Source organism: Thiemannella venezuelensis, assembly GCF_014203605.1.
Lineage (GTDB): Bacteria > Actinomycetota > Actinomycetes > Streptosporangiales > Streptosporangiaceae > Planomonospora_A > Planomonospora_A venezuelensis.
This window is the reverse complement of record NZ_JACHJJ010000004.1, coordinates 301140-313647: the sequence shown is the minus strand read 5'-3', so window position 1 is coordinate 313647 and position 12508 is coordinate 301140. Positions and strand designations below refer to the sequence as shown.

Sequence of the window (12508 nt, the reverse complement as noted above, 5' to 3'; positions counted from 1 at the left end):
GCGGGGCCCGGCGGGATAGAAGAAAGGCACGTCCTTCAGCGCATGCCGGGGGGAGATTCACATGCGCCCTGCCCCGTCCCTGCCCAAGAGGTCCGCATCACCGCGCGGAAGGTCCGCCTCGGCCGTCTACGCGGCCCTCGCCGCCCAGGTGGCCGCGACCACCGCCCTCGTCGTGTTCGAGGCGGTCCGGGGCGAGCGGCTGGCCAGGGAGATCGCGGCGCTGGGCGGTGACACCGAGGCCCCGGGAGCGCAGGTCCTCGCCGGCGCGGCCACCGTCTTCGCCCTGCTGGTCCTGCTGGCGGCCGCGACCACGGCCGCCTCGGCCGCGGCGTATCTGGTCTGGCTCGCCGGGGCCGAGCGGCACGCCGGCCTGCGGGCCTCGCGGGCGCTGGCGGGGTGGTTCGTCCCGGTGCTCAACCTCGTCGCCCCGCCGGTGCTGCTGGACCGCCTCTGGCGGGCGAGCGGCCCGCCCGCCGGGCAGCGCGGTCCCTGGACGGCGCTGCTCGCCGCCTGGTGGCTGAGCTGGCTGGGCCTGCTCGCCGGAGTCGTGGTGCGGCCGGCGCTCGGCTCCCCCGGAGAGGCGAGCCTGACCGGCCTCGGACCGGCCGAGCTGGCCGCCGTCGTGCTGTCCGCCCTGCTCTGCGCGGCGACGGTCCGGCAGATCACGGCGTTGCAGACGGCGGGCGCGCGGCGCCGGCGCCGCGCGCCGGCGCCCCGGCCCGTCCCGCAGACCGCCGCGCAGTGAGGGCCCGGACCGGCGGGCGCCGCCGGGCAGGGGCGGCGCTCAGCACTCCCATGCCCTGACCAGCAGCCAGCCGGCGCCCGTGGTGTCGAAGCGCAGCTCGTAGGTGCCGAGCCGCTGCCCGGGGCTGGCCTCGACCCGCCAGAAGCGGCGCTCTCCGGGATCGTCGTCGTCGACCTTCCACCACTCGCGGGCGACCACCCAGTGATCGATGATCCGGCGGACGGCGTAGAGCCGGTCGCGCCAGACGAACTGGATCGGCTCCCCCTCGCGGGTCCACACCTCGATCGGATCGCCGTAGAGCCTGCTCACAGTGGATCTTCCCCCCGCGGCTTTCGGATGGGCACCCGGGGGAAGGCGGGCTTTCACCAGTCGAACATAGGTTCTTATCGCGCCGGACGCAAGTCCCCCACCTGCCGCACGAGCGGGTTGGCGTCCACCGAGTTGCGGATGCTGAAGGTCACGCTGCCCGCGCGGTAGCGGTCGTCGGACCACTCCACCGGCCGGCCCTCCGGGGTGGTGGTGACCCGGCGCTGGCGCAGCAGCGGGCTGCCCCGCCGTACGGCCAGCAGCCGGGCGTCCTCGGTCCCGGCCGCGACCGCGTCGATGAAGTGCTCGCCGTAGGCGAGGACCAGCCCGGCGCCGTCGTGGAGGGCCCGGGTGACCGACTCGCAGTCGGCGTCGAGGCGCTCGACGGCCGGGGCGATCCACCCGGCGTAGACAGTGCGCTCCAGCAGCACCGGCTCGCCCTCCAGCGAGCGCAGCCGCAGGACCGACAGGACCGGCTCGCCCGGCCGGAGCGCCAGCCGGGCCGCCTCGACGGCGCTCGCGCCCCGGCGGCGCTGCGCCAGCACGCGGCCGCCCGCCCGGTGCCCCGCCGCCCGCGCCCACTGCGCGAAGCTGTGCAGTTCGGCGAAGCTCTGGCTGCGCTCGCGGCCCAGCACGATGCGCCTGGCCCCCTGCCGGGAACCGACCAGCCCCTCGGCGGCGAGCACCGCCACCGCCTGGCGGACGGTGCCGCGGGAGACGGCGAAGCGCGCGGCGAGCTCGGCCTCCGACGGCAGCTGCGCGCCCACGGCGTACCCGCCGCGCGTGATCGCGTCGCGCAGCTCTGCGGCGATCCGTGCGTACCGGGCGGTCATGGCTCCCTCACCGTGCACACCCCCACTGCGCGCACTCTCACTGCGCGCCCTCTCACTGCGCACATCCCCACGGCGCACACCCCCACTGCGCGCACCGGCCTGTCGGCTCCGGCTCCACCCTAGGCAAGGATCGATCACCGAGAAAGCGCGGGTTCTCGCATTCCACCGGTGTACTCCGGCCGTTCATCCAGGGGAAACCGGATGCCGACGCACTGGGCCTAGCTTGTTTGAACAAGTTCGCTTAGTTTCGTGACATATTGCGCGACACCCCCTCTGGGAGACAACGTGATCGCATCCCGAATCCGCTCCGCAGGCATGGCCGCACTCCTCCTGGCGGGGATCGCCGCGTGCGGAGCCGCACCGCAGACCTCCGCCTCGTCGCCTGCGGCCTCCGGCTCCGCCGGCGGGGTGGACGCCAGGACCGCCACCTCCGCCGCCGACTTCGGCGGGTTCGACAAGCTCGTCGAGGCCGCCAAGAAGGAGGGCAGGCTCCACGTCATCGCCCTGCCGCACGACTGGGCCAACTACGGCAAGATCATCGAGGCCTTCAAGGCGAAGTACGGCATCGAGGTCGAGGAGGAGACCCCCGACGCCTCCAGCGCCGACGAGATCAACGCGGTGAAGACCCGCAAGGGCCAGGACCGCGCCCCCGACGTGCTCGACATCGGCCAGTCCTTCGCGGTCAGCGGGGCGGCCGAGGGCCTGTTCGCCCCCTACAAGGTGCAGACCTGGGACAAGATCCCGGAGAACCAGAAGGAGCCGACCGGCCTCTGGTTCAACGACTACGGCGGTTACGTCTCGATCGGCTGCGACGCCAAGAAGATCGCCAAGTGCCCGGAGACCTTCGCCGACCTGCTCAAGCCCGAGTACAAGGGCAAGGTCGCGATGAACGGCAACCCGACCCAGTCCGGCTCGGCCTTCGGCGGCGTCTTCGCCGCGGCGCTGGCCAACGGCGGCTCCTTCGACGACATCGGGCCCGGCCTGGAGTTCTTCAAGAAGCTGAAGGCCGCGGGCAACTTCAACCCGGTGGAGACCACCCCGGCCACCATCGAGAAGGGCGAGACCCAGATCAGCATCGACTGGGACTACAACAACGCCGCCTACGGCCCCGTGATGGCGGACAAGGGCCTCGACTGGAAGACGGTCGTCCCGACCGACGGCAAGTACTTCCAGCTCTACGCCCAGGCGATCAACAAGGACGCCCCGCACCCGGCCGCCGCCCGCCTCTGGCAGGAGTTCCTCTACAGCCCCGAGGGCCAGAACCTCTACCTCGGCGGTTTCGCCCGCCCGGTGCTGCTGCCCGCGATGCAGGCCGACGGCACGGTGGACAAGGCCGCCGAGGCCAACCTGCCCCCGGTCGAGGGCGAGCCGGCGTTCCCGACCGAGGCCCAGGTCGGCAAGGCCAAGGAGGTCCTGGCCACCGGCTGGGGCGCCGCGGTCGCCGGCTGATGGTCTCGATCACCGGGGAACCCCCGGGTACGGCCGCCGCCCGCCGCGGCGGCCGTACCCGCTCGGCGGACTGGCCCGCGGCCGTGCCCCTGCTCGCCTTCACCGCGCTGGCCTTCGGGATCCCGGCGGTCGCGCTGCTGCTGGGCGCCTTCACCGTCCGGGACCCGCAGACCCGCGCCTCCGCCTTCAGCACCGCCAACCTGTCGGAGAGCCTCCAGGGCAACTACCTGAACACCCTGGTCAGCAGCGTGCAGCTCTCGGCCGTGGTCGCGCTGCTCGGCGCGGCCTGCGGCGCCTTCCTCGCCCAGGCCGTGGTCGCCTCCCGGTTCCGGGCGCTGCGCGAGTCGGTGCTGACCGCCTCCGGCGTGCTGGCCAACTTCGGGGGCGTGCCCCTGGCGTTCACCTGGGTCGCCACGCTGGGCAACTCGGGCGTGGTCACCCAGGCCCTCGGGCTGGACTCCCACGGCTGGAGCCTCTACACCTTCTGGGGACTGGTCCTGGTCTACCTGTACTTCTCCATCCCCCTGATGGTGCTGGTCATGGTGCCCGCCATGGACGGGCTGAAGGCCCAGTGGCGGGAGGCCGCGAGCAACAGCGGCGCCACCGCCTGGCAGTACTGGCGGCACGTCGGCGTCCCGGTGCTGGCCCCCGCGCTGCTCGGCGGCACGGTGCTGCTGTTCGGCGGCGCGTTCGCGGCCTACGCCACCGCCCGGGCGATGGTCGGCAGCACGGTCCCGCTGGTCACCCTGCAGATCGCCGACGCGCTCACCGGCGACGTGCTGATCGGCCACGAGAACATCGCGCTCGCGCTCAGCCTCGACATGATCATCGTGGCGGGGCTCGTGATGGCGGTCTACCTGCCCCTGCAGCGCAGGAGCAGCCGATGGCTGCGGTGACCCCGATCCTGCCCGGCCGGACCGGCGAGCCGGACCTCCCCGCGGGCCGCCCCCGGCGCACCCGCCCGTGGCGCGGCGCGGTGCTGGGCGCCGCGGCGCTCTACTTCCTGGTCCCCATGGGCGCCTCGTTCTGGTTCACCGTCCACAGCGAGGAGCGGGGCTTCTCCCTGTCCACCTACGCGGAGATCCTCGGCGCCGAGGGCTTCGCCACGAGCATGCTGCTCTCCCTCGCCCTGGCCGCGGCCACGATCGCGGTGGTGCTGGCGCTGACCCTGCCCGCGCTGCTGGCCGTACGGCTCGGCGCGCCCCGCCTCCGGCCGGTGCTGGAGGTGATCTGCACGCTCCCGCTGGTCGTCCCGCCGATCACCTTCGTCACCGGGATCAGCACCGTGCTGCGCTGGGGACCGGAGCACCTGGCCGCCACGCCGTTCTGGGCGACGCTGATCGCGATCCAGGACGAGACGTTCCCGGTGGTGCTCGTGCTGGCCTACGCGGTGCTGGCGCTGCCGTTCGCCTACCGGTCGCTGGACGCCGGACTGGGCGCGATCGACGTGCGCACGCTCGTGGAGGCCGCCCGCAACCTGGGCGCCTCGTGGCCGCACGTGCTGCTGCGGGTGATCGTCCCCAACCTGAGGTCCGCCCTCGCCGGCGCCTCGTTCCTCACCCTCGCCCTGGTGCTCGGCGAGTACACCGTCGCCGCACTCCTGGGCTACCAGACCTTCCCGGTCTGGATCGTCACGGTCTCCGGCTCGAACGGGCGGCTCTCGGTGGCCGTCTCGATCCTCAGCCTGCTGCTCACCTGGCTGCTGCTGCTGGCCCTGTCCGGCGCGGGCGCCAAACGGAAGAAGGACACCGCATGAAGACCTCTGGCGTGGAGTTCCGGGGGCTGCGCCGGGTGTTCGGCCGCACGGTCGCCCTGGACGGGCTCGACCTCACCGTCGAACCCGGCGAGCTGGTGGCGCTGCTCGGCCCGTCGGGCTGCGGCAAGACCACGGCGCTGCGCTGCGTGGCGGGCTTCGAGCACCCCGACGCGGGAAGCGTGCTGATCGACGGCAAGGACATCACCCGGCTGCCCGCCAACCGCAGGGACGCGGGCATGGTCTTCCAGTCCTACTCCCTCTTCCCCAACCTCAACGCCCGCGACAACGTGGCGTTCGGCCTGCGGGTGCGCAAGGCGCCCGCCGCCCGGCGGCACGCCCGCGCCGCCGAGCTGCTGGAACTGGTCGGCCTGCCCGAGCACGGCGGGCGCTACCCGCACGAACTCTCCGGCGGCCAGCAGCAGCGCGTCGCCCTGGCGCGGGCGCTGGCGCTGGAGCCCCGCGTGCTCCTGCTCGACGAACCGCTCTCCGCGCTGGACGCCAAGGTCCGCGTCACCCTGCGGGAGGAGATCCGGCGGCTCCAGCTCGACCTGGGCATCACCACGATCTTCGTGACGCACGACCAGGAGGAGGCGCTCTCCGTCGCCGACCGGGTCGCGGTGCTCCGCGCCGGCCGGCTGGAGCAGGTCGGGCCGCCCGCCGAGGTCTACGACCGCCCGGCGACCCCGTTCGTGGCCGAGTTCGTCGGCACGATGAACCACATCCCCGGCCGCCTGTCCGGGGACACGGTCGCGGTCCTCGGACAGACCCTCCCGGTGGACGGCCCGGTCCCGGACGGCCCCGGCGTGAACGTGCTGGTCCGCCCGGAGGCCGTACTCGTCACCCCCGGCCCCGCGCCCGGGTCCGGCGCGATTCCTCCCGCGCCCGGGTCCGGCGCCCCGGAGCACGCGGGCCGGGGACTCGTCGTCGCCTCCTCGTTCCGCGGCTCCTCGGCCCGGCTCCGGATCCGCCTCGACGGCCCGCCCGACGAGGCGGAGCTCCTCGCCGACGTCCCCGGTCACGACGCGGTACGGCTCGCGCCGGGCACCCCGGTGACCGTCGCCCTCGTCCACCGCCCCGTCCTGGTCGCCCCCGCGACCCGCGTCCCCGCCGGGGCGGAGGACCCCGCCGGCGTCGGATGAGCTCCGCGGCCGCCGCCCACCGGGAAGATCTCGGTAGGCTGAGCCCTCACGTGACGGCACAAGCGGCAGGTATGACGGTGAACAACCTCAGTCCGGGTGAACCCCTCCAGATCGGACAGTACCGAGTGCTCAGCCGGCTGGGCCGGGGCGGCATGGGCACCGTCTACCTCGGCGAGGCCCCCGACAGGCAGCAGGTCGCCATCAAGGTGATCAACTCCGAGTACAGCCAGCACGAGCAGTTCCGGATGCGGTTCCGCCGGGAGGCCGAGGCGGCCCGGCGGGTCCGGCGGTTCTGCACGGCCGCGGTGCTGGACGCGGCGCTCGACGGCGACCAGCTGTACGTGGTCACCGAGTTCGTGCCCGGCCCCAACCTGGAGGAGGCCGTGCGGTCCGGCGGCCCGCTCCGCGGCTCCAGCCTGGACGCGCTCGCGGTCGGCGTGGCCACCGCGCTGACCGCGATCCACGGCGCCGGAGTCGTGCACCGCGACCTCAAGCCGTCCAACGTGCTGCTCTCCCCGGTCGGCCCCCGGGTGATCGACTTCGGTATCGCCCGCGCGCTCGACACGCTCAGCGGGGTCACCGGGACCGGCGAGATCGTCGGCACCCCCCGCTACATGGCGCCGGAGGTGCTGCGCGGCGAGCCGGTCTCCCCCGCCTGCGACGTGTTCTCCTGGGGCTGCCTGGTGGCCTTCGCGGCCAGCGGGCGGGCGCCGTTCGGCGGGGAGGCCCTGCCCGCGGTGCTCTACCAGGTGCTCAACACCGAGCCCGTGCTGGAGGGCATGGAACCCGCCCTGCGCGAGCTGGTCGGCTACGCCATGGCCAAGGATCCGGGCCGCCGCCCCACCTCCCAGCAGGTCCTCGACCACCTGGTGGGCCGCTCGGCCGGCCCCGAGCAGGCCGCCCACTCGGTCCAGACGGTGTGGCAGCAGAGCCCGCCCACGCTCCGCGAGACCGCTGCCTGGCCGGGGGCCGGACCGGCCGCGCACGCCGTGCCCGGGGTCGCCGGACAGCCCGGCCGGACCGGGGCGGTGCCGCCCGGCATGCGCCCCGACCTGCTCGGGCAGACCGGGCCCGGCTCCGCCTGGCCGCCCGGGGAGACGCTCGCCCCCGCCCCCGGACCGCGGACGCACGTCTCGGGCGGCGGTCCCGCCGGGCCGGGAGCCGGCGCCGCCCGGCAGAAGAAGGCCGTCATCGGCGGGGCGATCGCGGCCCTGGTCGTGACGGCCTGCGCGGTCGGCGGTTACTTCGCGCTCACCTCGGGCGGTCCTCCGCAGGATCTGACCCTGCTCTACCAGGACGACTTCACCCAGAGCAACGACTGGCCCGGCGGGAAGTACGACGAGAAGAACGGGTACGGCTACGGCTACACGTCCGGCGGCTACTACGCGATCGACGTGAACGCCGACAACCGGATCGGGCGGATCGACGCGCCCGTCCCCTTCCTGACGGATCCCTCCCCCACGCCCGTCCCCACTCCCGACCCTTCGGTCAGCCCCACTCCCGCCATCCCGGCGCGGCTCCTGCTCGGCTCGGACGTCACCGTCCGCACCGGCAGCTCCGGCGCGGGCGAGTACGGGCTCTTCTGCCGGGGCGAGGACATCACCGACGCGACCCGGTACGAGTTCCTGATCGACACCTCCGGCAAGGCCCGGATCCGCAGAACCGTCAAGAGCGCCGGAGGCGACCTCAGCGAGCCCGTCCAGCTGGAACTGGAGAAGGGCAAGCCCGTCCGGCTCCAGATCGAGTGCGCGGGCGGCCAGGACGGCGTGCGCCTCAGCATGTGGGTCGACGGTAAGCGGGTGCACTCCGTCCTGGACGACAATCCGCTGCCCACCGGCCAGGTCGGAATGATCGTCCGAGTCGAGGAGAAGAGCGGCGCCGTCCTGAAGACGGCCTACGACAACTTCACGCTGCACGGCCCCGCCACCGCGAAGAAACAGCCCTGACCCCTCGTCCCCGGCGCCCGCGGAGGTTCCGCCGCCGCGCCGTCCCGGGCCTCCCCGCTCCGGGCGGGAACAACGAATGATCGGCTCCCAGTTGGGAAAGACCGAACTCGCCCGAGCGAAGGAGCCCGTCAGATGCGCGCCATAGTCATCTCCGCCACCGGCGGTCCCGAGGTCCTCATGTACTCCGACTGCCCGGAGCCCGATCTCAACCCCGGTGAGGTGCTGGTCGACGTCACCGCCAGCGGCGTGAACTTCATCGACGTCTACCACCGGATGGGCCGCTACCCGCTCTCGCTGCCCTTCGTCCCCGGCAACGAGGGGGCGGGCACGGTCGCCGCGGTCGGCGAGGACGTGGAGGGCGTCTCCGTCGGCGACGTGGTGGCCTGGGCGAACGTGATGGGCAGCTACGCCGAGAAGGCCGTCGTGCCGGTCTCCCACCTGCTCCTGGTGCCCGAGGGCGTCGAGCCCGAACTCGCCGCGGCCGTGACGCTCCAGGGGCTCACCGCGCACTACCTGACCCACTCGGTGCACGAGGTGAAACCCGGCGACGACGTGCTGGTGCACGCCGCGGCCGGGGGCATGGGCCTGCTGCTCACCCAGATCGCCAAGCTCCGCGGGGCCCGGGTCATCGGCACGGTCTCCACCGAGGAGAAGGAGGAGCTGGCCCGCCAGGCCGGCGCCGACGAGGTCCTCCGCTACCGGGGCTTCGCCGAAGCGGTCCGCGACCTGACCGGCTCCGGCGTGCACGTCGTCTACGACGGCGTGGGCGCGGCCACCTTCGACGAGAGCCTCGCCGCACTGCGCCCGCGCGGCATGATGGCCCTGTACGGCCAGGCCAGCGGTCCGGTCCCGCCGGTCGACCCGCAGCTCCTGGCCCGGGAGGGCTCCCTGTTCCTGACCCGCCCCACCCTGGGCTCCTACATCGCCACCAAGGACGAGCTCGCCCGGCGGGCCTCCGACATCTTCGGCTGGCTGGCCGCGGGCAGGCTCCGGGTGCACGTCTCCCGCCGCTACCCGCTCGCCGACGCCGCCCGGGCCCACGAGGACCTGGAGGCCCGCCGTACGGCCGGCAAGCTCCTGCTCATCCCCTGACCCCTTCCGTACGGCCGCCGCGCGCCCCGGCCGCCCGGCCTTCCCGCACCGGCCCGGCCGCCGCCTCTCCCGTGAGGCGGCGGCCGTACGTCATTCCCCGGCCTCCCGGCGGGCGAGGCCGACGGGGAAGGCGTCGAAGGTGACGATGACGCGCGCGGTGTCCGGGACGTCCTCGTCCCTGTCCTCCGCCCTCGCGTGGTGGGCGTCGATCACCTGGGAGACCTCCCGGACGAGCCCGGCGAGCTCCTCCCGGGTGAGGCGCATGACCCTGCGCAGGTCGAGGGTGGCCTCGGTCCACTCGCGCGGCGTGCTCAGCGACTCCTCCAGCCAGCGGGCGAGGTCGGCGCTCCGCTGGCGGACCAGCTCGGCGAGCACGAACTCGGCGGCCTGCGCCGTGTCGGGGTCGCGGCGGAACCGGTCCCCGTCGAACCCGAACGACCGGGACCGCCACCAGCGCTCCTTGCCCTTCCCCCGCTCCGGGGCCTCCTCGATGAAGCCGTGCCGGGCGAGCCGGCGCAGGTGGTAGCTCGTCGAGCCGGTGTTCTCCCCGGTCCGGGCGGCGAGCTGGGTCGCCGTGGCGGGGCCGTGGTCGTCCAGCAGTTCCAGCAGGCGGAGCCGTACCGGGTGGGCGAGTCCTTTGATCGCCGAGGCGTCCAGCTCGCGGACGGAGTGCTCGCGGGCCGGTGGACCACCGGTGTCAGGGGTCTTGTCGTCCATCGCATGCAGCCATATCTTTGCAAAGGAACATTTGCACACTTCTCTTTACACGTTACCGGAGGCGACCGTGCCCGGACGACCCTTCCGCTGGTTGTGGACCTCTGCCGGACTCTCCAACACCGCCGACGGGATCGTGCTCACGGGCGTGCCCCTGATCGCGGTGACGCTGACCCGGTCACCGCTCCTGGTCTCCCTCGTCGCCATGGCGACCACGCTTCCGTGGCTGCTGTTCTCGCTGCACGCGGGAGCGCTCACCGACCGGCGCGACCGGCGGCGGATGATGGTCGCGGCGGCCTGGGCCCGTACGGGCGCGCTGGCCGTGCTGGCGCTGGCGGCCTGGCAGGGGATGCTGAACCTGCCCGTGCTGCTGGCCGGGGTCCTGCTGCTCGGCGCGGGCGAGGTCTTCGCCGACAGCGCGGCGCAGGCGGCGGTGCCGATGGCCGTACCGCGCGACCGGCTCACCGACGCCAACGGCAAGCTCGTCGCCGCGCAGACCGTCGGCAACAACTTCCTCGGCGGCCCGCTCGCCGGCGTCCTGATCGGGCTCGGCGGCACCGCGGCGTTCGGCGCGGCGGCCACCCTCGGGGCGCCCGCCCTGCTCTACGCGGCGGCGGGGCTCGCCCTGCTCGGCATGCGCGGGCGCTTCCGCGTCCAGACCCCCTCCACCGGTCCGCTCCGCGCCGACATCGCCGAAGGACTGCGGTACCTGTGGAACCACCGCGTGCTGCGGAGCCTGGCCGGCTTCTCAGGAGTGTTCAACTTCGCCAACGACGCCTACTTCGCGGTATTCGTCCTGTGGGTCGTCGGCGCGGAGTCGCGCGTGGGGCTCACCCCCGCCGGATACGGCCTCCTCTCGGCGGCCCTCGCGCTCGGCGCCATCGCGGGCTCGCTGGCCGCCGAACGGCTGGCCCGGCGCGCAGGGCAGGCCAGGACGATGATCGCGGTCAACGTGGTCAACGGGCTCCTGCTGCTCGTGCCCGTCCTCGCCCCCACCGTCCCCGCCATCGGCGTCACCGCCATCGGCGTCACCGCCGTGCTCCTCGGCGTGACCAACGCCGTCTCCAACGTCCTGCTGGTCTCGCTGCGCCAGCGGCTCATCCCCGAACAGCTGATGGGACGGGTGCACGCGACCGTCCGCCTGATCGGCATGGGGGCCAGGCCCCTGGGAGCGGCGGCCGGCGGGATCCTCGCCACCGCGGCCGGACTGCCCGCCGTGTTCTGCGCCGCCGCGGCCCTGTGCGTCCTCACCATCCTCCTCGTCTCGCGGACGGTCACGACCCGCTCGGTGGCCGCCGCCGAGGCCGAGGCGGAGACCGCGGCCGCGGCCGAGCCCCGGCCCGCGACCGCCTGAGTCCGGGTCAGGCCCGGCCCTGCGAGGCGAGGGGCTGGGCGGGCCAGTCGAGGAGGCGGGCGCCCAGGACGGCGGTCTCCAGGGTGAAGCGCTGGGTGGGGTCGTCGGGAGAGAAACCGGTGAGGCGGCGGATGCGCTCCAGCCGGTAGGTCACCGCCCGGGTGCTGATGCCCAGTTTGCGGGCCGCCGCGGCCTGGTTGCCCTGGACCTCGAAGACCGCCTCCAGCGTGCCGAGCAGCGGCTCCGGCCCGCCCCGCGCCGTCAGCAGCGGGCTCAGCACGGTCGTGACCAGGTCGTCGATGGCCTCCCGGTCGCGCAGCAGCACGGGGAAGACCAGCAGGTCGGCGGCCTTGAGCACGGCGGCCCGCAGACCGAGCCGGTCACCCAGCTCGATCGCGTTCCCGGCCTCCCGGTAGGAGGCGACCACCCCGCCGGGCCCCCGGTGCGGACGCCCGACCCCGACCCGCCAGCCGGGCTCGAAGGCCTGCCGGACGTGGTGGGTGAACTCCCCGGTGGCCGCGGCGAGCGTGCCCGGCGCGACGCAGGCCAGCAGCCCGTCCCTGACCGCGATCAGCACGTTGTGCGAGCCGAACCGGGTGATCATCGCCTCCTCGATCCGCCGGACCGCCGGACCTCCGTCCCGCAGCCCGCCCGGCCCGGCCGGGCGGGCGACCACGACCACGTAGGACTCGGCGAGCCGCAGGCCGAAGTGCTCGGCGCGCTCGGCCAGCCGGTCGGCCCGGCCGTGCAGCAGGTCGTCCACGAACTCCCGCCGGGCCGCCTCCTCCTGCCGGATCGCCAGCCGCTGAGCGTTCTCGTAGCCCTCCATGAGGGCGTAGACCGCCCGGCGGAGGACCGGGAGCAGCGCCGTACCGGTGTCTCCGCCCGGTCCCGCCCCGTTCCGCCCGACCGGTTCGGCCATGGCCAGAGCGGCGTCGACCAGGTCCCGCAGCGGCACACCCAGCTCGGCGGCCCGTGCCCCGGACGTCCGGTACCCGTCCAGCGCCTCGCGGCCGGGCGGCCGCCCGCTGGCGACCGCCTCACCCAGCACCCGGAGGTGCCCGCCGAGCAGGTCACCGGGCACCTTCACCGCCACCGCCCCTCCGCTCGATCGCACGCCGGCCGCCGCGATCCCTGTGCTTCCCTTCGATCGCATGCCGACTTCTGCGATCCC

The 12508-nt window shown here is 74.0% G+C and carries 12 protein-coding genes; 8 read left to right on the top strand and 4 right to left on the bottom strand.

The genetic code is table 11. The features are described from left to right. Positions 1–61 precede the first annotated feature (61 nt). On the top strand, positions 62–745 hold the full coding sequence (locus tag FHS22_RS09115) for a DUF4328 domain-containing protein (protein ID WP_184940088.1): 684 nt from the start codon (positions 62–64) through the stop codon (positions 743–745). Between the two features lie 39 nt (positions 746–784). On the opposite strand, the gene FHS22_RS09110 is transcribed toward FHS22_RS09115, so the two are convergent. Together FHS22_RS09110 and FHS22_RS09105 are read right to left on the bottom strand one after the other, a co-directional pair. Further along, entirely contained in the window at positions 785–1054 is a 270-nt protein-coding gene (locus tag FHS22_RS09110) for a DUF6504 family protein (protein WP_184940086.1), read from the bottom strand. A gap of 74 nt (positions 1055–1128) precedes the next feature. Next, complete coding sequence (locus FHS22_RS09105) at positions 1129–1884, bottom strand: GntR family transcriptional regulator (RefSeq protein WP_184940084.1); 756 nt, start codon at positions 1882–1884, stop codon at positions 1129–1131. A gap of 285 nt (positions 1885–2169) precedes the next feature. Here FHS22_RS09105 and FHS22_RS09100 point away from each other — a divergent pair, with 285 nt between their 5' ends. The 6 genes from FHS22_RS09100 (at position 2170) to FHS22_RS09075 (ending at position 9266) form a co-directional block, all read left to right on the top strand. Beyond that, a complete protein-coding gene (locus tag FHS22_RS09100; RefSeq protein WP_338047671.1) occupies positions 2170–3333 on the top strand; it encodes an ABC transporter substrate-binding protein in 1164 nt (387 codons plus the stop codon). Beyond that, positions 3333–4229, top strand: coding sequence for an ABC transporter permease (locus FHS22_RS09095; RefSeq protein WP_184940081.1), 897 nt, complete (start codon positions 3333–3335; stop codon positions 4227–4229). The genes FHS22_RS09100 and FHS22_RS09095 overlap by 1 nt, the downstream gene beginning before the upstream one ends. Further along, positions 4217–5089, top strand: coding sequence for an ABC transporter permease (locus tag FHS22_RS09090; RefSeq protein ID WP_184940080.1), 873 nt, complete (start codon positions 4217–4219; stop codon positions 5087–5089). Before FHS22_RS09095 ends, FHS22_RS09090 begins: the two co-directional genes overlap by 13 nt. After that, complete coding sequence (locus FHS22_RS09085; RefSeq protein WP_184940079.1) at positions 5086–6228, top strand: ABC transporter ATP-binding protein; 1143 nt, start codon at positions 5086–5088, stop codon at positions 6226–6228. The genes FHS22_RS09090 and FHS22_RS09085 overlap by 4 nt, the downstream gene beginning before the upstream one ends. A 71-nt stretch (positions 6229–6299) precedes the next feature. After that, entirely contained in the window at positions 6300–8174 is a 1875-nt protein-coding gene (locus FHS22_RS09080; RefSeq protein WP_184940077.1) for a serine/threonine-protein kinase, read from the top strand. A gap of 132 nt (positions 8175–8306) precedes the next feature. Next, positions 8307–9266, top strand: coding sequence for a quinone oxidoreductase family protein (locus FHS22_RS09075; protein WP_184940076.1), 960 nt, complete (start codon positions 8307–8309; stop codon positions 9264–9266). Positions 9267–9356: 90 nt separating this feature from the next. On the opposite strand, the gene FHS22_RS09070 is transcribed toward FHS22_RS09075, so the two are convergent. After that, positions 9357–9983, bottom strand: coding sequence for a helix-turn-helix domain-containing protein (locus FHS22_RS09070; protein ID WP_184940074.1), 627 nt, complete (start codon positions 9981–9983; stop codon positions 9357–9359). A 67-nt stretch (positions 9984–10050) separates the two neighbouring features. Between FHS22_RS09070 and FHS22_RS09065 the strand changes: the two genes are divergently transcribed. Next, entirely contained in the window at positions 10051–11334 is a 1284-nt protein-coding gene (locus FHS22_RS09065; protein WP_338047670.1) for an MFS transporter, read from the top strand. Positions 11335–11341: 7 nt separating this feature from the next. Here FHS22_RS09065 and FHS22_RS09060 read toward each other — a convergent pair whose 3' ends face one another. Beyond that, positions 11342–12490, bottom strand: a complete 1149-nt coding sequence (locus FHS22_RS09060) for a PucR family transcriptional regulator (RefSeq protein WP_184940073.1) — start codon at positions 12488–12490, stop codon at positions 11342–11344. Between the last annotated feature and the right edge of the window lie 18 nt (positions 12491–12508).